This window comes from Paenibacillus sp. NN59 (genome assembly GCF_057597225.1).
Genome location: NZ_CP199678.1, coordinates 4,813,335 through 4,833,339, shown reverse-complemented (window position 1 = coordinate 4,833,339; position 20,005 = coordinate 4,813,335). Strand labels below are relative to the sequence as shown.

At 44.4% G+C, this 20,005-nt stretch carries 19 protein-coding genes; 15 read left to right on the top strand and 4 right to left on the bottom strand.

What is annotated here, in order from left to right; all coding sequences use genetic code 11:
• Positions 1–13: 13 nt before the first annotated feature.
• The 3 genes from ACT89M_RS21070 to ACT89M_RS21060 all read right to left on the bottom strand — a co-directional run bounded on the left by ACT89M_RS21070 (position 14) and on the right by ACT89M_RS21060 (position 2,752).
• On the bottom strand, positions 14–793 hold the full coding sequence (locus ACT89M_RS21070) for a hypothetical protein (protein WP_487344817.1): 780 nt from the start codon (positions 791–793) through the stop codon (positions 14–16).
• Positions 794–896: 103 nt separating this feature from the next.
• Positions 897–1,658, bottom strand: a complete 762-nt coding sequence (locus tag ACT89M_RS21065; RefSeq protein ID WP_487344816.1) for a helix-turn-helix domain-containing protein — start codon at positions 1,656–1,658, stop codon at positions 897–899.
• A gap of 29 nt (positions 1,659–1,687) precedes the next feature.
• On the bottom strand, positions 1,688–2,752 hold the full coding sequence (locus ACT89M_RS21060) for a suppressor of fused domain protein (RefSeq protein WP_308722887.1): 1,065 nt from the start codon (positions 2,750–2,752) through the stop codon (positions 1,688–1,690).
• Between the two features lie 147 nt (positions 2,753–2,899).
• On the opposite strand from ACT89M_RS21060, the gene ACT89M_RS21055 reads away from it, so the two are divergent.
• From ACT89M_RS21055 to ACT89M_RS21030, 6 genes are all read left to right on the top strand, one after another.
• Positions 2,900–3,193, top strand: a complete 294-nt coding sequence (locus tag ACT89M_RS21055) for an antitoxin Xre/MbcA/ParS toxin-binding domain-containing protein (RefSeq protein WP_154887795.1) — start codon at positions 2,900–2,902, stop codon at positions 3,191–3,193.
• Between the two features lie 355 nt (positions 3,194–3,548).
• Positions 3,549–5,006 (top strand): glycoside hydrolase family 1 protein, encoded by a 1,458-nt coding sequence (locus ACT89M_RS21050; RefSeq protein ID WP_253499952.1) that lies wholly within the window; start codon positions 3,549–3,551, stop codon positions 5,004–5,006.
• A gap of 179 nt (positions 5,007–5,185) precedes the next feature.
• Positions 5,186–6,865 carry an S-layer homology domain-containing protein gene (locus ACT89M_RS21045; RefSeq protein WP_487344815.1) on the top strand — a complete coding sequence of 560 codons (1,680 nt, stop codon included), beginning with the start codon at positions 5,186–5,188 and terminating at the stop codon, positions 6,863–6,865.
• Between the two features lie 57 nt (positions 6,866–6,922).
• Positions 6,923–8,353 carry a glycoside hydrolase family 1 protein gene (locus tag ACT89M_RS21040; RefSeq protein ID WP_487344814.1) on the top strand — a complete coding sequence of 477 codons (1,431 nt, stop codon included), beginning with the start codon at positions 6,923–6,925 and terminating at the stop codon, positions 8,351–8,353.
• A 224-nt stretch (positions 8,354–8,577) separates the two neighbouring features.
• Positions 8,578–9,429 carry a BglG family transcription antiterminator LicT gene (gene licT / locus ACT89M_RS21035; RefSeq protein ID WP_090915167.1) on the top strand — a complete coding sequence of 284 codons (852 nt, stop codon included), beginning with the start codon at positions 8,578–8,580 and terminating at the stop codon, positions 9,427–9,429.
• 127 nt (positions 9,430–9,556) lie between these two features.
• Positions 9,557–11,452 carry a beta-glucoside-specific PTS transporter subunit IIABC gene (locus tag ACT89M_RS21030; RefSeq protein ID WP_487344813.1) on the top strand — a complete coding sequence of 632 codons (1,896 nt, stop codon included), beginning with the start codon at positions 9,557–9,559 and terminating at the stop codon, positions 11,450–11,452.
• 150 nt (positions 11,453–11,602) lie between these two features.
• On the opposite strand, the gene ACT89M_RS21025 is transcribed toward ACT89M_RS21030, so the two are convergent.
• Positions 11,603–11,980 (bottom strand): PilZ domain-containing protein, encoded by a 378-nt coding sequence (locus ACT89M_RS21025; protein ID WP_090915162.1) that lies wholly within the window; start codon positions 11,978–11,980, stop codon positions 11,603–11,605.
• Positions 11,981–12,133: 153 nt separating this feature from the next.
• On the opposite strand from ACT89M_RS21025, the gene ACT89M_RS21020 reads away from it, so the two are divergent.
• The 9 genes from ACT89M_RS21020 (at position 12,134) to ACT89M_RS20980 (ending at position 19,999) form a co-directional block, all read left to right on the top strand.
• A complete protein-coding gene (locus tag ACT89M_RS21020; RefSeq protein ID WP_253492110.1) occupies positions 12,134–12,595 on the top strand; it encodes a DUF6386 family protein in 462 nt (153 codons plus the stop codon).
• Between the two features lie 68 nt (positions 12,596–12,663).
• Entirely contained in the window at positions 12,664–13,356 is a 693-nt protein-coding gene (locus ACT89M_RS21015; protein WP_487344812.1) for a hypothetical protein, read from the top strand.
• 26 nt (positions 13,357–13,382) lie between these two features.
• Positions 13,383–13,715, top strand: coding sequence for a hypothetical protein (locus tag ACT89M_RS21010; protein ID WP_090915156.1), 333 nt, complete (start codon positions 13,383–13,385; stop codon positions 13,713–13,715).
• A 37-nt stretch (positions 13,716–13,752) separates the two neighbouring features.
• Positions 13,753–14,157 (top strand): hypothetical protein, encoded by a 405-nt coding sequence (locus ACT89M_RS21005; RefSeq protein ID WP_154887811.1) that lies wholly within the window; start codon positions 13,753–13,755, stop codon positions 14,155–14,157.
• Positions 14,158–14,298: 141 nt separating this feature from the next.
• Entirely contained in the window at positions 14,299–14,847 is a 549-nt protein-coding gene (locus ACT89M_RS21000) for a sigma-70 family RNA polymerase sigma factor (protein ID WP_487344811.1), read from the top strand.
• A complete protein-coding gene (locus ACT89M_RS20995; protein ID WP_487344810.1) occupies positions 14,837–16,015 on the top strand; it encodes a DUF4179 domain-containing protein in 1,179 nt (392 codons plus the stop codon). Before ACT89M_RS21000 ends, ACT89M_RS20995 begins: the two co-directional genes overlap by 11 nt.
• Before the next feature lie 196 nt (positions 16,016–16,211).
• Positions 16,212–17,255: a pectate lyase family protein gene (locus tag ACT89M_RS20990; protein ID WP_090915149.1), complete on the top strand. Its 1,044-nt coding sequence runs from the start codon at positions 16,212–16,214 to the stop codon at positions 17,253–17,255.
• Between the two features lie 333 nt (positions 17,256–17,588).
• The gene (locus tag ACT89M_RS20985) at positions 17,589–19,121 is read left to right on the top strand and encodes a methyl-accepting chemotaxis protein (RefSeq protein WP_341181170.1); all 1,533 of its coding nucleotides are present in this window, start codon (positions 17,589–17,591) and stop codon (positions 19,119–19,121) included.
• A 179-nt stretch (positions 19,122–19,300) separates the two neighbouring features.
• Positions 19,301–19,999 (top strand): DUF4274 domain-containing protein, encoded by a 699-nt coding sequence (locus tag ACT89M_RS20980; RefSeq protein ID WP_341181169.1) that lies wholly within the window; start codon positions 19,301–19,303, stop codon positions 19,997–19,999.
• Positions 20,000–20,005 lie beyond the last annotated feature (6 nt).

Genomic DNA, 20,005 nt, shown 5'->3' with positions numbered 1-20,005 from the left:
CGGGGTTTTGGTTTTATTTGAATTGAACCGACTTCTTAATGTTGTTGATCTCGGCTTTGCTGTCTGCATCGAGATATGTGAAGATGAAGTTGAACGCATAACCTTCAATAATTGTGCTGTAGTATTCCTGAGTGATTTTGCTTCCGTCCCCTGCATCCGTCGTGATCTGCATTAGGTCCATTTCTTTGCCACCGATGGTTTCTTTTGTGAAGTCCTTGTATTCATAAGGGAAGTTGCTGTCTTCCATGAACTTCTTGGTAGCTTTCAGATAGTCCTCTCCTGTACGAATGCCTTGCAGCAAGCTAACCTTCTCGGCAATGGCCATTGCAGAAGGGCCGATCTGGCCGCCATCGAGCGGATATTGGGATGCCATAAGCAGGTTCAATGTCTTGGTTTGAGATAGTTCCATCTGTTTTTTCTTCTTTTCATCGTCACCGGCAATGGCTTCAGAGGAAGCACTCGTCAGTTGGTTCATGCCCTCGGCATCCTGATACTCCCATGCTTCAGGGAATTTCAGGGATACGCCAAAATAGTCATTAGTGTAAGAACCCTTTTGCGTTGTCCCCAGTTCTACTTTGGATGAGTTGTCAGATTCTTTGTTATCTTCGCTGGACGCTCCTGATTTGTCGGTATCGTCGGTTTTGGCTGTGCCGGCATCTGCGCCTGTAGTTGTTTTGGTTGCGGCAGGATCGTTTGATTTCGCATTGTTATCTGCTTTGTCTCCGCAAGCAGCGACTACGATCATCATCATGATGAGCATAGCGAATAAAGATGTTTTTCTCGTAATAGACATAATACCCTCCTGAGATGTGTGAGTTATTCTCTCTTTGTTGTGCTTACTAAAATTGTAGCACATGTGTTCTCTATTGCCACCTATAGGAAACTATAGGGGTCTCCTATAAATAAGACAATTGACTCGCCATTGAAACAGCTTCTGTGCTGGATTGAACGCCTAACTTGTTAAAAATGACTTTTTTATGATAATTGACCGTACATTCCTTGATCTTAAGTTGCAATGCAATCGCCTTCACAGTCCATCCGCGGGATATCATCTCTAGAATCGTTAGTTGCCGCTCTGTGAATTCGACTTGGAGCTTTTTCTTCTGATGTGCCATGCTTTGGCTCTGGTAACGGTTCTGCATATTTGCCGGGATCAACTTGGCTATGGCCATGAGTTCACGCTGCATATCCGCGTTTATTGTAGACACATCGAGATAACCGAAATGCTGTGACCCCTTGTATAGAGGAACGGCATAACAGTGCCAGCTTTGAAAAAATGGACTTTCATGCTGCTCTGGTAGCAAAAATACGGGCGCATTATCCTCCATCGTTCTGGAGATGGCATTAACGCCACAGCTCTGGGCTGAAAAACTCAGTCCCGGTCGAATAGGAGATTGCTTTACGCGCGGTTCCAAATTAGAGCTGTAATCCATGGACAGCAGCACGCCGTTAACATCTGTTAGCAGGAACAGATAAGTACCTGTCAAATTCTCTTTGATATCCAAAATACTGCGGCGGAACGCTTGAATTAGAAAATGATTGATTTTGCATAGTCGGTCTATTCCGCTTTGAGCTAAATAGTGAAAGGAAGCAGGAGTTCCAGTATGAACTCCCGTACCGTATTCCAATGGCCTTGAGACCGATGTATGAGCAGACATGTCATTCCTCCTTGATGCAATTGCGTTGATTAGCCGATCGTTTTGATCACATTCCCTTCCTGATCTTTAATCTGCGTGGGCACAATCTCAATAAGGAACTTGTCCAGTGAAGGGATCTGAAAGGAGCTGGCTTGTGGACGAAGTTGCTCTACAATTTCGTTCAGTGCTTGCTGATTCACAGTCAATCTGACCTCTCGCTCCGTTTCCACCATAGATGCATGCTCCCCAGCTTCAAAGACAATGTTGATATCCGGCCCGATCAGGGACAACGTTGCTTTTTTGGCGATTCGGCTCCGCAGGATGCTGCCCAGAAGAGTTGCCTGTTGGGCACCTAGCTGAAGCTTGGCAGGGATGTTTTTCTGTAACAGTTTTTTGCGTGGAGACTCCCAGCTCAATTGTTGGATGAACAAAAAGGCGGTGCTTGATCCGTCTTCCTCAATGCCACGCTCCGTAGCTTGGATAACCGAAGGGATATCTGCGTAGGAATTCCTCATCAGATCCGTTACATATTTAGGCATATAGCTTTCACAGGCAGCCAGGAAACCGCGGGTATTCCAGCTCTGAATCATCTCCAGTTCACGGCAGGTCATACCGACCATTTGGATAAATTGAACAGAACCATTCGGTGTATTCAGTTCAGGTAAATCTGGATCTTCTATGAATGCAAGTGCAGTCAAGAGTGTATCGGAGTTCAGGCAGATCGGGCCGTTGGCATCCAGATAATCTCCGGGCTGAAACAGGTTACCGCTGTTGAAGACATATCGCCCCATATTTTGGAGTAGATTGAGTGCCCAGGCCGGCGGTTCTGATTCATTTTCACAGCGTGTAAGGCGAAAAGTAAGTTCGAAACCATATCCACTTCTCGATGCATCATCGCCCTCTTTGCCGTAGAGCTCCGAGAAACCATAAGTTACAAAATGCCAATGAGGCATCGGTGTATCTACCGCATAGGCACTTATCCCGTCCAGTGGGTCAGGTCCGCCAAGCATATATGGAATGGCTGTGCCATAATGTTTAGGTTCCTGTTCTCCGTACAATTGCTGTATAGCGTGGTCGATGGCGTCCCAGCCCGATGTGTTTTCTTCTTCGGTCATGATGTGTTCCTCCTTGATTGTTCTCTCCCTGAAAATCATTTAAAATTAAGTCTACTAGTTATAACAGCGACTACAAGCGGCTTAAGGATGAATTCTCTGAGATAGGACCAGGGAGTTACATATCTTAATGAGAAGGAGAAATGTTACATGAGTATGCAAGATATGTATTTGTCTGCATTTAAACAGGAGCACTGGGATACCTTTGTTGAACTATTTGATGAATGGTACGCTCAATTGCCCGATGAATGGAAAGAAGAGGCACGATTAAGAGGTATTCCAGAAGATATAGGCCGGGTACTTTTATGTGAAATGAAAGATTCCGCATTGAAATGGATAGATAAAAAGGTTCCAGCTCTGGGGGACCAAAGTCCTGCAAGTTATCTGGAAACGGAGGAAGGAACCAATGCCCTACGGGCAGCAATTTTGCGAATGCCACGTTAGAAATAGTTTTGGAAATGATGTTAGAAATGATGTTAGAAATAAGATAATAATTATTATAAATACGTTGTTAGGTGATCTTATTGTGGCCGAAGGCCGCATAGTTTTGGTGAATTTGATTTTACAAAATAAATATGTTACGCTTACATCACAAGAGCAAAACAACAGAATACGTTATAACATCTTTTGATGGATTGTAACTGTGCAGACAGGCAAAACCTAAACTGATGGTGAAATGAAAGCCCCTTTTTTTGGTGCTATTTTACCCTGAGTTTAGGTTTTTCTTGTTTTCTGCTCTGTTTTGGAGTTGCTCTTACGTATGGAAAACCAAAAATTATTTCGAAAAGAGGTTGTTATGATGACCACGGCAAAAAAAGGATTCCCTGAAAACTTCTTGTGGGGCGGCGCTACAGCTGCGAACCAATTGGAAGGCGCATTCGATAAGGACGGAAAAGGTCTCTCCACAGCGGACATGATCGCTCATGTGCCAAAAGAAAAGCGTACGGGTGGACATGCCATGGAAATTTCCTCTTCCCGAATCGAAGAGATTCTCGCTGGCAAAATTGAAGAACGTTTCCCGAAACGTTTTGGTATTGATTTCTACCACCGTTTTAGAGAAGATATTGCACTGTTCGCTGAAATGGGCTTCAAAGTATTCCGTTTGTCCATTCACTGGGCACGTATTTTCCCGAACGGTTATGACCAAGAGCCAAATGAAGCAGGTTTGAAATTCTATGATGAAGTATTTGATGAATTGCATAAATACGGCATTGAACCGCTCGTAACACTGTCTCACTATGAGACTCCGCTTGGTTTGACGCAAAAATACAATGGCTGGGCAGGCCGTGAAGTGATCGGACATTATGTTCGTTACGCTGAAACGGTATTCAACCGTTATAAAAACAAAGTGAAATACTGGCTGACATTTAACGAGATCAATGTGATGGTGTTCAGTCCGTACACTGGCGGCGGTATTCTAATCGATAAAGTGGACAACAAACTTCAAACCACTTATCAAGCATTGCATCATCAATTTGTAGCAAGTGCTATGGTGACGAAGCTTGCACATGAGATCATTCCTGGCTCCCAAGTGGGCTGTATGCTTGCGCGTATGGAAACTTATCCAGCGACTTGTAATCCGGTAGATGTTCAACTGGCTCAGCATGAGAATCAGCTTAATCTCTTCTTTACGGACATGCACGCTCGTGGTAAATACCCGAACTACATGGCGCGTTATTTTGATGAGAATAACATTGTCATTCAAAAAGAAGCAGGCGATGATGAGATTTTGCTGAACAACACGGTAGATTTCATCTCCTTCAGTTATTACATGTCTGTGACCAAGTCGGCTTCTGCGGATGCGGCAGAGACGGCAGGTAACCTGACAGGCGGCGTGAAAAACCCTTATCTGGAAGCATCCGACTGGGGCTGGGAGATCGACCCGATCGGTCTGCGCGTAACGTTGAACAACTTCTGGGATCGTTATCAAAAACCACTCTTTATCGTAGAGAATGGTCTGGGTGCGTACGACAAAGTGGAAGAGGATGGATCTATCCATGACTCGTACCGCGTCGACTACCTCAAAAAGCACATCGAACAGATGAAAGAGGCCATCAAAGATGGCGTTGAGCTGATTGGTTTTACGGCATGGGGCCCGATTGACCTCGTGAGTATGTCGACATCCGAGATGTCCAAACGTTATGGCTTTATCTACGTGGATCTCGATGATGAAGGTAACGGAACACTTGCACGCTCCAAAAAAGATTCATTTGATTGGTACAAAAATGTGATTGCCAGCAATGGTGAGCAACTGTAAACACCTGAAACAAAGATCTGATATTCAGCGATGACATTCTTAGGATTGTTACCGCACAGGGGCGGGCAAAACCTGACTTAAAAGTGTGATATGAGCTTTCGCTTCATACAACCCTTTTGGTTGGCGCTTGTCCGCTTTTTACTTTGCAATCAAACATCACATGAGCTGGAGGGGTTCTTTTGAAGAAGTGGAACAAAGGCATCAAACACGTTTCCTGTATGTTAGCACTAACGCTGAGTCTAAGTGTGATCTGGCCTGGGACAACAGGTGCAGCAAGCGCACAAGTGACGCAAATTCAGGCGAATACGTTTGTTGGTGATCCGGGTGAGATGGTCGAATCTTTCGACATTACGGTTTCAGACGTGGAAAAATACAAAAATCTGAAGGTATCTGACTTTGATATTACAGGGAATTATGACGGTTATCCGTTAAATGCTGCAGGAGAAATTGTGCAAGACAACTATGAAGATGACGGCATCACGTTATCCATGAAGGATCATACGATCCACATGACCGTGAAACCTTTCAAATATCCTGGAGGTCTGAAATCCGAGTTTGCCGTAACCAGCAAAACGTATCCAGAGCTTTCTTTTGATAAAAAAAGTGTTACTCAGGTGAAAACACGTACCGTGGATGAGTTTGAAAAAGCACAATTCACAGCGAGCAACGGTGTAACGTTATCTTATAACTTGAAACGCAGTCCTTCTAAGGAAGCAAAGCCGCTTATGGTATGGCTTCACGGCGGTGGTGAAGTTGGAACGGACGGACGCAATCATTTAACCGCGAATCGCGGTGCAGTAGTCTGGACGGAATCAGGGTATGATACTTCTGTACTTGCGGTGCAATATCCTGAGAATTACAGCTTCAAAATTTACAACAATGCAGAGCAACTACCAATAATGAAGGCATATTTTGAAGCTCAGGTTGAGTTGATTCAAAAGCTTGTTGCCGAAGGTGAAGTAGACCCTGACCGGATTTATCTGTCTGGTGTATCCAGTGGCGGTGGAGGTGCATTCCGCTTCCTAATGCAGTATCCTGACCTGTTTGCTGGAGCAATTATCGTTGCTGCCAAAGATACCGTTGCGGACTATACGGGTTCCGTTGATGCATTCAAGCAAGAACTGAAAGGCATTGTGGATGTGCCGATGTGGATTATGCACGCTCAAAATGATCCAACAACAGATAGTCGTACTAGTTCACTTGCTTATCAGGCACTGACGGAAATGGGTGCTAAACAGGTGCGTTTAACTTTATACGATGATGCATACATGGATAGTCACAGATTCTATGGAGGTTTGAAACATTGGTCATGGGTACCTGCTTTCAACAATAAAGAGGTTATCGCGAGTCTGTTCAAACTTCATAAAGGTACAGCTGGAGAGCAGACCGGAGGTTCATCAGAGCATGATGTACAACCTACGGAACCTGTAACTCGTGCGCAAATCGCAGTCGTTTTAGCTGATGCTCTACAACTTCCAGCAGCAACTGAGGATTATCCTTATATGGACAGCGCTCCTGACTGGGCTACTCAAGCCATTACGAAGGTGACTAAGGCGGGACTGATGAAAGGCATTGGCAATCAAATGTTTGCTCCAGAGAGCGAAGTAACACGAGCGCAGATGGCAGTTATTGTAGACCAGATCCTGACTAATAAGGATTGGAAGCCTGCTACAGATTCAGTGGAGCTGATGTTTGGCGATGTCGACAGTAAGCATTGGGCATATGCGGCGATTCAGAATAGTGCTCGTGCTGGTGTAATGACGGGTGTGAGCAAAGGCAAGTTTGATATGAAGCAAATCGTAACAGGTGCACAGCTTGAGCAAATCATGCAGCGACTTGAGCAAGTGGGCACAAAATAAAGTTTGGAATGGATATAAAATAAATTCTAACATTCAATGTTGAGAGGATGAAGCCAAATGACTACACCATTTCCGAAGGATTTTCTGTGGGGCGGCGCGGTAGCGGCGAACCAACTTGAAGGAGCGTATAATGCCGATGGCAAAGGTTTGTCTGTACAGGATGTTATGCCACATGGTATTACAACACCAAGAACTGAAGGCCCTACCGAAGATAACTTGAAATTGATCGGGATTGATTTCTATAATCGCTACAAAGAGGATGTCAAACTGTTTGCCGAGATGGGCTTTAAGGTGTTCCGTACATCCATTGCGTGGTCTCGCATTTTTCCAAAAGGGGACGAACTGGAGCCGAACGAGAAAGGTCTGCAATTCTATGATGACCTGTTCGATGAGTGTCACAAATACGGCATTGAACCGCTCGTAACGATCTCTCACTACGAGACGCCGCTACATTTGTCTAAAACCTATGATGGATGGGTTAATCGTAAAATGATTGAGTTTTACGAACGTTATGTCACTGTGCTGTTTAACCGTTTCAAAGGCAAAGTGAAATACTGGTTGACGTTTAATGAGATCAACTCCATTCTGGAAGAACCATTTATGAGTGGTGGTATCTATACACCGAAATCCGAATTGTCCAAGCAAGATCTGTACCAAGCGATTCATCATGAATTGGTAGCTAGTGCGCTTGCGGTCAAACTGGGCCATGAGATTATGCCGGAAGCGAAAATCGGGTGCATGGTGCTGAGCATGCCGACATATCCGCTCACACCGAATCCAGACGACGTTGTTGCAGCGATGCACGCAGAGCAACGTAATGATATTTTTGCCGATATCCATGCACGTGGGTATTATCCAAAATACATCAATCGTTATTTCAAAGCGAATAACATCAACATTAAGTTCGAAGACGGGGATGAGGAAATTCTCAAGCACACCGTAGATTTCATCTCCTTCAGTTATTATGTAAGTATCTGTGAGACCGGTGATCCGGAGAAACGTAAAGAGGGCAAAGGAAACCTGTTTGTAGGAGTTCAGAACCCTTACTTGAAAGCAAGTGAATGGGGATGGCAGATTGATCCTCAGGGCTTGCGTGTAACCCTCAATAAATACTGGGACCGTTATCAGAAACCATTGTTTATTGTCGAAAACGGTCTGGGTGCTGTCGATGAGCTCATTACAGATGAACACGGCAATAAAACAGTCCATGATGACTACCGCATTCAATACTTGAATGATCACCTGGTGCAAGTTGGTGAAGCGCTTGAAGATGGTGTCGAAGTCATGGGATACACGTCATGGGGCTGCATTGACTTGGTAAGTGCATCTACAGCAGAGATGAAGAAACGTTATGGTTTTATCTATGTAGACCGTAATAACGACGGTTCAGGAACACTAGAGCGTTATAAGAAGAAATCGTTCCACTGGTACAAAGAAGTTATTAGTACAAATGGCGCAAGTCTTGTCGATAATAATGCAAAAGCATAATTCCAAAGTCATTGTTGTATGAGTGCCTTTTATGTCGCATTAACGCACATTAACCGCTTTCAGAAAAACGTTGTCACATGCGATTTAATATGGTAAGATAGGCCCAAGGCTAAAAAATACTGGATTGTTACTGTTCAATCAGGCAAAACCAGAGGCAGGCATACTTCATGACCTGTTTTGGTTTTGCCTTTTACTACTTTGACGGTGCAAGGTGATGTGAAGAAATGAAAATTGAGAAGGTGCTTAACAACAATGTAGTCACTGTAATTGACCCGGGAGGTAACGAACTGGTCGTTATGGGGCGTGGAATTGCCTTCAAAAAGCATACTGGTGAATTCATCGACGAGAGTCTCGTCGAAAAAATATTTTCGCTCGAAAGTAAAGAAGTATCTCAGAAATTGAAGACGCTTCTGTCTGATATTCCGGTGGAATATGTGGAATGCTCGGATGAGATTATTCGTTACGCTGAGACGGTACTGGGTGAGAAGCTTCATGAAAGCATCTACATTTCACTGACGGATCATATTCATTTTGCTATTGACCGACATCGTCAAGGATTGCAGATCCGCAATGCATTATTTTGGGAAATCAAGCGTATGTACCGGAAGGAATATGCGATCGGTCTCAAGGCATTGCAGATTATTGAAGAAACGCTAGGTGTTCTTCTTCCCGAGGACGAATGTGCATTCATCGCGATGCATCTGGTTAACGCCCAGATGAATGGTGAGATGAGAGAAACGATCAGCATTACGAATATCGTGAAGGATATTCTCAACATCGTTCGGCGCAGTTTCGTGATCGAGCTCGACGAAGATTCACTAAGTTATTACCGATTCCTGACCCATTTGAAGTTCTTCGCTCAACGGGTACTGCAAGGTACAGCGATTGAAGACAAGGAAGAGGATAATCCGCTTCATGATTTGGTGAGTAAACAATATCCGGAAGCACATGCTTGTGCAGTCAAGATTAACGATTATACACGTAAAATCTATAATCGGGTCTTGTCGAAGGAAGAAGTGTTGTATCTCACGATCCACATCGAACGTATTGTCCGAAATGAACAAACAATCGAATAATTTGGGATTGTTACTGCAAAAAAGGCAAAACCTAAACGTTGAAACATGATAAGCTGTTATGCTTTGTCATGGATCGGTGTTTAGGTTTTTTTTAAACCTTCAATACACATAAAAGGAGCAAAACACAATGGATAAACAACAATTGTCCAAAGATATTCTGAAGCTTGTTGGTGGCGAAGAAAACGTGGATCAAGTGACCCACTGTATGACAAGACTCAGATTTAACTTGAATGACAACAAAAAAGCAGACAAAGAAACATTAAAGAACACACCTGGAGTTATGGGTGTTATGGAGAATGGCGGACAGTTCCAGGTCATCATCGGTAACGATGTACCGAAGGTATACAACGCGCTGGTAGGCAACATGTCCAAAGGTGCAAATGCCGGATCTTCTACGGCTTCTACAGGCCCGAAACAAAAGAGAAATCCGATAAGTGCCCTGTTTGACTTCATCTCAGGCGTATTTACTCCAATCCTCCCGGCGATTACCGGCGCAGGTATGATCAAAGGGATCGTGGCGATCCTTGTAGCGTTTGGCTGGCTGTCCGATAGGAGTTCGACTTATGTTATCTTATCTGCGATTGGTGACGGTGCTTTCTACTTCCTGCCAATCATTCTTGCCATCAGTGCTGCTAAGAAATTGGGAAGCAATATGTATATCGGTGCAGCGCTTGCAGCCGGGATTATGCATCCGACCATTACAGCTTTACTGGCAGAAGGAAACTCATCGTTCGCGGGGATTAAAGTCGTTGCAGCAACCTATTCCTCAACGGTTATTCCGATTGTTATTGCGATCTGGATTGCTTCTTACGTGGAAAAAGCGGTTGACCGCATTACCCATTCATCGGTAAAACTCATCGTCGTACCGACGGTGACCTTGCTGATCATGGTTCCACTTACATTGATTGCGATTGGACCACTGGGTTCCATTATCGGTAATGGTATGTCTGGCGGTATTGCTTGGTTGTTCGATAATGCGTCCATCCTCGCAAGTATTCTGATTGGTGGTACAATGTCACTGCTGATTATTACAGGAATGCACTATGCGTTGCTACCGATCGTTGTTGGTTCCATGACAACATTAGGTTATGACTTTATTATTCCTTTGATGCTTGCAGCGAACTGGGCTCAAGCGGGTGGAGCGATTGGTGTAGGACTCCGTTCCAAAAATGGACAAACGAAATCTATGGCTTATTCCACAGGTCTGACAGCATTTATGGGGATTACTGAACCAGCGATGTATGGTGTTAATATGAGATACAAAAAACCGTTTATTGCTGCGCTCATCGGTGGGGCAATCGGTGGTGGCTTTATGGGTATTGTCAAGGTAAAAGCATTTGTACTAACAGGTCTTGTAGGTTTGCCAGGACTTGCAGCATTTATCAGTCCGTCCATCAGTACATTGATTTATGGTATACTGGGCGGTGTCATTGCGATTGTCTCTGCAGCATTGATTACGTACATCTTGGGATTCCAGGAAAATAATGCTCCGCAAGTAGCTGCAACTTCAGCTTCTACAGAACCAGAAACAACGACTGCTCCAGTAGTAACCGAAGAAACACAAGCACAAGATGAGCAAGTATATAGCCCGATCACGGGTGAAGTGAAACCGCTTAGTGAAGTTCCTGACCCTGCGTTTTCTGAAGAAATTATGGGTAAAGGTTTTGCAATTCAACCGACAGAAGGCCGCGTTGTTTCTCCAATCAACGGAACGGTATTCTCATTATCGAAGAGCGGACATGCCATTGGTCTCGTAAGTGATACAGGTGCGGAAATGCTGATTCACATCGGGATTGATACGGTGAAGTTGAAAGGCCAGTTCTTCTCTCCTAAAGTTCAGGCAGGCACCAAGGTTTCTGTGGGTGATGTCTTGATGGAATTCGACCGGGAAGAGATTGAAAAAGCGGGTTATACAACGATTACACCGGTAATCATAACCAATATGCATCAATATGCTTCTATTGAGTCTGCTGGTCGTACAACCGTTAAGGAACAAGAACTGTTGTTCACGGCAAAAGCATAATTCAATATAACAAAAGCAGTTGCTTCCTGGAATATATCCAGAGAAGCAACTGCTTTTTTCATTTTAATTATGCAGATTTCTCTATGTACATTGTAGAGAGGCCTGTGCAATCTGAATCAGTTTTATTTTAAAGGAAACATAGTTAGATGGTTATTTGACGATAATTTTACCTTGTCCTGCGAGCATGCGCATTTCCCGGGACAGGCGATCCTGATCTTCAACTGCGATTTCAAGTTGCACACCGTAACGCCATACCATGTTATATTCCATCCCCCAGCGAAGTGTGCCCTCAATATATAATAAGTCTTCAAACAGCTTCAAGTTGATGCCGATGCGAATATCGTTATCTTCTACAGGGAGGGACAGTGGAAAAGCAAGCTGACAGCCCGAACGACTGATATCACGTAATTCGGCCTGAATAGGCTTGGAAGGACCGTCCATGCCATTAATGCTCAGGATATAGATTTCGAAGTGCATAGGTTCTTTCAGAGTATAACGAAAAGGTTCTTTCCTATTATTAATTGGCATAGATTCCTCCATCAAGTTCAAAAAAATTCCGTTATGGATATATCGTCAGTTGTTAACCAGAAATGAAGAGTAACGTTACAGAGATGGTTCGGGAGTTCGATTTTATGTGTGGGGCTGGCTTGTTATAATAAAAAAATGAAGGAGAGGAAGAACATGCAAGGAACATTTCAGATGGATACGGATACAGCCACATTATGTTGTTATGATCTGGCGTCATTAGAGCATCGTCTCCAGGATACACCTGACTGGTGGTCGATCCCGGATGATGAACTGGAGGAGGTCAACGCAGGTCATTGTCTGTTCCTGAATCTGGGTGAGGACGGAACGTATGAAGTGCACTGGAATGTGCAAGAAACGGTTTTGGAAACCGGGAGTGAAGCGGAGCCGAGACAGATATATTATTTTCAGGTTCCTTCGGGCACAGTTTACTTAGGGGCAGCAGATGATGTCAGTGGCGGTGAACTGGAACCGGATGAATTATCCCAAGGGGTTTTCTTACAGCTAAACTCTGGAAATTATGCGTGTACTGTGTTTAAAAAGGAAAATCAGATATCGGTTACGATCCAACCTAGTGACCAAGGGAAGAACAAGCTACAGGATTTGATCCGACTATAGCATGGTCTTGCATGGATTAATTTAATTACACTACATACTTATATAAGTCATTTTTAGGAGAGATGGATATGCATCATTGGAGCGGGACACCGATCATGAATGCTTCTCTTTTGCACCAGCGGATAAGAGCGCTTGCGGCACTTGATATCATTCTGTCAGAGGAGGAATGGCTCCGCGTACATCGTTATCACAGTAACACACTCCAGCCAGATAGTGCATGGGGAAGTGTAGATAACGGGGCAGGGGACCATCTGCATGCTCTGTTTACGAATACGGGCACGTTACTCAAAGGGTTTGATCATGAATCTCCGCTTAGTCCGCATAACCGTGAGGATGGTGAAATCTATCCGGGAATGTACGATGAGGTACCAGAGGATTTCATACGTCTGTTAGATCAACACGAGGAAACGCTGGCTCGAGAGGATGTGACCTTCTGTATTTGGCAGGAAGGGCACAGTCCTGAGTGGAAAGTAGGCAGTTGGATTGGACTTGCTATGGCTCAGGAGGACGAATCGGATGCTGAGGGTGGGGTAGCATTTCTGCTCGGTTATATCGAGGAAACACCGGAATCATACATCGATTGGGCAAAAGATTACTACGATATACAGGATATGTCTTTGACTGCTGTGACTGAAATATATAACGATGCACCGATTAGTGCTGACCTGATCCGAGAATTGAATCCAAAGCGTGATGTGTTCGTTGCAATGGATGAACTACAACAATCTGGATACGCAGTGCAGCGAAGTGAAGCCCGGTAAACGATGTTTGAGGGAGGAATCACGTTATGGGTTGGGAGTATGGGATCAGAACGAAGGAGCAGGAGCACGGCAGGTTGACTGAGATCTTGACGCGACTGGCGGCTTCGCTGACACATAACAGGATGTACAGCGTAGAACAACATATGGATGGTTTTGTTCTTTTGCGTGACGATGCATCCTGGCCCAAAGCTTTGGAAGTATGGCTGGAGGAAGCGAACAATTTGGATGAAGTAGCGGAGGGTGAAAAATACATCTACTGCCTGTTCCATATATGGGGGGAGGAAGGACGAACCTGGAAGGAGCAGATGGAGGGTGTGACGAATCAGTATCCAGAAGTATTTGAATGGTTCGAATTGTGAGTGCCTGAAGTGGTGTTCCGGGAAAGGAGTGAATGTTGTGCAAAGACAAGCCAAAAGTAAAGTTCCGGTACTTCTTTATCAGTATGAAGGCCCGGAGAGGAATATCGGGTTTACCTTGTCTCCCCTATACCTGAACGAAGAGATGCATGAGATAAGACAGGAGGATATGCTGTTCATCTATGATGAGGATTTCAAGCATATTCGTCCGGCAATCCATCGTGTTTTCCCTTTAACGGACCCGCAAAGTGGAGAAGAGCTGCAGGCGTTTGATCCCTGTTGGGATAATCCGATGGTGAAAGAGGTATGGCCGGGCATTTTAGCTGAGTTGGAGCAGGTGGAAGTTGTTGAACCGGAACTGCGGGTGTTCCTGGATTCGTTGACAACCTGGATTCGGAACGTGCTGGCTTCAGCTGACGGGATTGAAGTTACGGGTAATCTGTAAGTAGATGTAATTCGATTACGAGTGCAGGAATAGCAGCTCCTATCTATGGATGGGGAGCTTTTTTTCGTATGGAAAATAATGAAAACGGTTTGGTCGGTTCGTCCGTCTTATACCACAGAGAGAGAGAAGGAGGGGGACAGGATGGATAGCGAGACAGGGATGAAGCAGATGAACTGGATACATGTGCACGATGAATCAGCGTTTATTAATTCCGTTACGGAGCATCAGGATACGTTATTATCCATTGCCTATAGCTATTTAAGGAATCGGCAGGATGCACTGGAAGCGATACAAGAGATGACCTGCAGGGCCTGGATTAAGCGCCGTACGCTAAAAAACGAGAAGGCATTTAAATCATGGATCATTCGAATTTTAATTTATGTCTGTATTGATGAACGGCGCCGCCGCAAGCGAACCATACCTCAGCCGGATGAAAGCATTGAGAATAATATCCCGGCTTCGTGGATGATTAGTGCCCAAGATAATCGTATAGCCATGCAGTCCCTTTTGCTGAAAATAAAACCGAAGTATCGGCATGTATTGTTGCTCAAGTACTACAACGATATGACACTTACAGATATTGCTTCAATTCTTGGCAAACCGGAAGGCACGATTAAGACATGGCAGCATAAGGGTCTTGAACAATTACGGAAGCTGATGAAGAATAGGAGGGATTGGCATGACCACTAGCCCGGAGGAAAAAGCATTGCTGGCAGATGCATATGAGGTTAACAAAGAGCGTAGAGAATTAGATTCGGCGAATACGGCTGCTGCCATACAACGCGGCTTGGCGGAAGCCAGAACGAGTAGATCGAGTAAAAGAAGACGAGGACAATGGATCGCAGTGTTATGCGCTGTATCACTTGCTGTGGCGGGTATTATGTTCGCATCACTTGGAGACCTCGGTCAACAACGGTTGACCTCTTCCGAACCTGAAGTTCATTGGGGGGGATTGGAGCCTTTTCGTGGATTGCTGCGCACAGATCAGGAGAGTGCTACCCTTACCTCAGCTCTTAACCATAATTATGTTCAACGTGTTGATCAGACGGTGACGATGGGAAAATACACGTTTACGCTGGATGCGTTGATGGCGGATGAGAATCGAGTTATCCTCTTATACTCAGCAAGGACGGATACTCCGAGTGGTGTATATTCCATGGCGAACACGAAATTGACGGATGCCTCGACAGGACATGTGATTGATAACGGCAGCATTAGCAGCATTCATTTCTCAGATCAGAATAATGTCCTCCGAGGTCGTACCACATTTGACCGAAGTCGCAGCACGGCACTTCCGGAAAAATTAAATTTTGAATTTCAGCTTTCCTCTGTCGTTCCTGATCGCCTTGATGATGACAAGGGCGAGGGAAATGGAATAGAACGGGAGAAGCAGAGGGAGAATTCGCAGGAACGTAAGTACGAATTTTCTAAAAAAATGAACGTTATGGTTGCATTAGACCCTAAATTTTCTATTCCTAAAACGGAGATTATTCCTGTCAATAAAACGTTCAAGTTTGGGGAGTACGACGTATTGATCTCGAACGTGGAAATTTCGCCGCTGGTTACACGGGTACATTTTGAATATGATCCCAAACAAAAGCTTAATGATGAGAAGGAGTCATTCATTAGCGATATCATTCAGCCGATTGAGATTGTAACAATCTCCAAAAAAGGGGAGAGGACAATCTTATCTAGGAATGGAGGCGGTGGAACCGATACTGCCATGACGTATTCGTTCGCCAGTAATTTTCTTGATGAACCTCAATCGATTATATTGAAGGTGCAAGGAAAGCCAGGAAAGGTCTATGACAATTTACAAGATGTCGCGAAAGATCAATTCGAAATCAAAATTAAATAGATGCTTCAGGATAGATGGGATGTGTTCATGAGTCAGGCGTGACATGGTCTCATCTTTCTGTTTTTTCACGATATCTGACCTGCTGTTGCAAAAAAGATAAAATAATTGTCTTTTTGCAATGATGGTATTGTCACAATGCAGGTTACAAGCTATAATCGAGTTGTTTAAGGGACAAATTACAAAGGATGGTGATATTTTGAAGAAGTTTTCATTACTTTTACTCGCAGTCACTTTATTGTTGTTAACGGTTTCAACAGCCCCTGCTACATATGGTGCGGCTAACTTTCCCAACACGGGCACAAATGGTTTAACTGGTTTTGCAGGTAATGCGAAGAATGAGAACGGTGTATCCAAGGCGGCGACAACAGGAGGCAGGAACGGTCAGGTCGTGTATGTCAGTAATCTGAATGATCTGAGAACACACATGGCAGGCTCTACAGCTAAGATTGTCGTTGTGGAACAGAATATTTCTTCATCCAGCTTGCAAAAAGTTGAATTTGGTTCCAACAAAACATTGGTAGGTTCTTTTGACAGACATACATTAACGAACATTCACTTCAGATCCACTTCGGGATCAAGCAATGTGATCTTTCAAAATCTGACGTTTAATCACTCTGCGAACATCAATGCCAACGATGATATCCAGATGTACATCACTTCCGGCTCCAACTATTGGATCGACCATGTTACCTTCTCGGGTCATAACTACAGTTCTGGCGGCAGTGACCTGGATAAGCTTCTGTATATCGGTGACCGCGCAGACTATATCACGATCAGTAACTCCAAATTTGCGAATCACAAATACGGCATTATTCTAGGACACCCGAATGACGGTAATAGTAGTTATAATGGTGTGCCACATGTGACCATGTCCAATAACTATTTCGAAAACTTGTATGTACGTGGCCCTGGACTTATGCGTTATGGTTTCTTCCACATCAAAAACAATTACGCCAATAACTTCAATCAAGCGATCACGATCGGAGAAAAAGCCCGTATTTATTCCGAAAACAACTACTTTGGTGCAGGAGCTGAAAAAGGCGGCATTCTGGACGACAAAGGTAAAGGAGAATTTACGGATAAAGGTAGCACACCTGCTCTGAACAGCCCGGTTTCTCCAAAAACCAACTGGAGACCAAGCAATAACTACAGCTATCAGGTTGAAAGCGCGGCCTATGCACGTGAGTTTGTTACGAAATATGCCGGATCATCAAATACAACATTGGTATTTGGCAAGTAACAGCCGGAAGGCATATGAGATCACTATAAAAGATAAAGATGGAGTAAAGAGTCTGCTTTTATGCGTACCTACGCATGAGCAGGCTCTTTTTTTTGGTGCACATTCAGGGAATTTTATTTTGTTAACATATATTTATTAAGACATATTAATTTTAGACATAAATTGCCGATATACATAAAGTGGCGCTGACTGCACGTTTATGAAGTTAATATGTACTATGCTAAAGGCGCAGGAGTTACGGAACTACGTATAAGCAGGACTATGGACTGAGAATAAACTTATAGTGGCCTACATGTGTTAATTTTTTTAACTTACATAAAGGACGGGGTAAGCATGAATCGTATTGATGAGATCACTTGGCAGAGAAACAAACTAGTAAGTTACATGATGTGGGCCATAACGGCCATCAGCGCGGGGATTACGATTATTGTTCCCGATCTATGGCTATCCACGCTACTCTCCGTTGTAGTTACTCTAGCAGTTACTGTATGCAATTTCATGAAAAAAGGTATACATATCATTCCATGGTTTGTGACCGTAGCGGTGATCGCCAGTGGAATTTACGTAAGTCGTGACGCGATGAATGCCGTGCAAGGCATTCTAATTGTTTCACCGCTCCTGCTGTATCCGAATAGCAAGCACTATAACACTGCTTTTTCGGTGATGCTTGCCTTTTTCACGGTTCAGTTGGTTCTTGTGTCATCTGCAAGTATCGAGCAACTCTTTGCCGATTTGATTAATTTCAGTATGTATATCGTAACCGGAATTATTATGATCACCGTGTCAAGGGTAAACAAACGATTGTTCATGGACAGTGAAGCACGGGGAGCGCAGGTGGAAGAGTCACGCACCCGCGTGGAAATCATGTTGCAACGGGTGAAAGAAGCTGTTGCAGGGTTGTCCCGCTATACGGAGCAATTGAAACAAAAAGTGGATGAGACCGGTGCCATCACCAACGAAGTGACGGTCGGATTCAGCGAAGTTGCAAGAGGTGTCGAGTTTCAGGCGACCAGTATTGCCGAAATCTCCGAATCGTTATCTCAGTCTGACCGTCATATTAAGGACGTAGCGTCATATTCTGAGCAGATGAAAGAGCTGTCCGCAAGTATGGCCTCAAGTACACAGACGGGTAGTGCGCAGATGGGTTACCTGAACGAACAGATGCATGAATTGTACGAGACAATTAACACGACAGCTGATGATATGAAGAAATTCAATGATCAGAGTGAATCGATGACGTTAATGCTGAACAGTATCTCGGATATCGCCACTCAAACCAATCTGCTTGCGCTGAATGCAGCTATTGAAGCAGCACGGGCAGGTGAGCATGGACGCGGATTTGCCGTCGTTTCAGAGGAAGTCCGCAAGCTCGCTGAGAGCTCAGGCCAATCGGCGAGTGAGATTACCTCGATCCTCACCAGTCTGAGAACACAGACACAAGCATTGACAAGCCGGTTTGAAGGGGTTCGTCAGTTGTTGCAAGTTGGAGCAGAAAGTGTTCTGACAACGGAGCGGGTATTCCAGTCCATTAACAACAATTCACAAAATGTGTTGACTCAGGCCACAGAAATTGAAACAAGTTCAGCAACGATGAAGGAATCCTCGACTCGGGTGGTTAATGAAGTATCCGAAATTTCCAGTGTAACGCAACAATCCAGTGCTGCAACGGAAGAGATTCTGGCGAGTATGGAAGAGCAACGTAATCTGACACAAAATATGGTGGCAAGCTTTACCGAACTGGAGAAGCTTATTGTTAATCTAGGTGATCTCGTGTCCAATCATCATGCTTCGAGACCAGATAACAAATCCGAGATAGATTCATCCCTTGCGGCAAAGGTTGTTCCAATCCCTACGATATCAGCCTAAGTCTGACTTTCGTCTTGCAAGAGATTGTTAACCGATCATATTAGGTTTATGCCAATAGGCCCGTCCATGCGTAATTACTCGCTTTGCGGGCTTTTTTGGCGTTCAAAGGTCTCTTGTAGCGATCTATATTTTTAGATAGAGTAGGTGTAGAAATAGAAAAGTAGTGAGGAGAGATCATTTTGAATTGGACAGATATTAGTAAAATCAAAGATATAGAGCATCTTTGTGAAGTTATAGCTTCATCCTCATTGGATGTCAATGAACGGGATGAACGCGGACGAACACCCCTTATGCTCTTCTTGACTAATCGTGCGCCTCTTGAGGGCATTCGCTGTCTGCTGCAAGCCAATCCTGAACTGGAATTGGAGGACAAACTCGGGGATACCGCTTTGAAAAAAGCCGTAAGGTTCAACCAGCCTGAAGCGATTCGTTTATTGCTTGAACATGGGGCGAGACTGGATTCTCCCAACGGCATTCTAGCTACAGCCTGGAACCTGGCAAGAGGGCGCAATCCAAACATGGCAGAGATGCTGCTAGATACACCTGGAGCCATACGTTTGATTTTGACGGCTGAAGAACAACAGATTGTGGATGACATTGTTTACGAGGAGTCTTCCGATGCAGCCTGTGAGAAAATTCGGATGCTGGACTCAGAAGTGTTGATACATGCAGTGGTGAATGGCTTTAATTGGGATGATAGTCCCGGACCGATGGTTGTAGCAGCTGAGCATCCCAAATGTGCCGAGATCACAAAGCTTGATATGGCTGAATTGATGGAGGCAGACTACTGGCTGGAAATGGATATGGAAGAAGTGAATACAAGAGCTGATGGGTCTACATATCGCCACCTCGCGGCATTTTTGACTAGAAAGGGTTGATTCAAA

Bases quoted from the DNA above. Each gene is read 5' to 3' on its own strand.
- ACT89M_RS21020 (WP_253492110.1), top strand. From the start codon at position 12,134: ATGCAAGGAACATTTCAGATGGATACGGATACAGCCACATTATGTTGT.
- ACT89M_RS21030 (WP_487344813.1), top strand. From the start codon at position 9,557: ATGGATAAACAACAATTGTCCAAAGATATTCTGAAGCTTGTTGGTGGC.
- ACT89M_RS21025 (WP_090915162.1), bottom strand. From the start codon at position 11,980: ATGCCAATTAATAATAGGAAAGAACCTTTTCGTTATACTCTGAAAGAA.
- ACT89M_RS20985 (WP_341181170.1), top strand. From the start codon at position 17,589: ATGAATCGTATTGATGAGATCACTTGGCAGAGAAACAAACTAGTAAGT.
- ACT89M_RS21015 (WP_487344812.1), top strand. From the start codon at position 12,664: ATGCATCATTGGAGCGGGACACCGATCATGAATGCTTCTCTTTTGCAC.
- ACT89M_RS21065 (WP_487344816.1), bottom strand. From the start codon at position 1,658: ATGTCTGCTCATACATCGGTCTCAAGGCCATTGGAATACGGTACGGGA.
- ACT89M_RS21010 (WP_090915156.1), top strand. From the start codon at position 13,383: ATGGGTTGGGAGTATGGGATCAGAACGAAGGAGCAGGAGCACGGCAGG.
- licT (WP_090915167.1), top strand. From the start codon at position 8,578: ATGAAAATTGAGAAGGTGCTTAACAACAATGTAGTCACTGTAATTGAC.
- ACT89M_RS21070 (WP_487344817.1), bottom strand. From the start codon at position 793: ATGTCTATTACGAGAAAAACATCTTTATTCGCTATGCTCATCATGATG.
- ACT89M_RS21060 (WP_308722887.1), bottom strand. From the start codon at position 2,752: ATGACCGAAGAAGAAAACACATCGGGCTGGGACGCCATCGACCACGCT.
- ACT89M_RS21000 (WP_487344811.1), top strand. From the start codon at position 14,299: ATGGATAGCGAGACAGGGATGAAGCAGATGAACTGGATACATGTGCAC.
- ACT89M_RS21040 (WP_487344814.1), top strand. From the start codon at position 6,923: ATGACTACACCATTTCCGAAGGATTTTCTGTGGGGCGGCGCGGTAGCG.
- ACT89M_RS20995 (WP_487344810.1), top strand. From the start codon at position 14,837: ATGACCACTAGCCCGGAGGAAAAAGCATTGCTGGCAGATGCATATGAG.
- ACT89M_RS21055 (WP_154887795.1), top strand. From the start codon at position 2,900: ATGAGTATGCAAGATATGTATTTGTCTGCATTTAAACAGGAGCACTGG.
- ACT89M_RS21050 (WP_253499952.1), top strand. From the start codon at position 3,549: ATGACCACGGCAAAAAAAGGATTCCCTGAAAACTTCTTGTGGGGCGGC.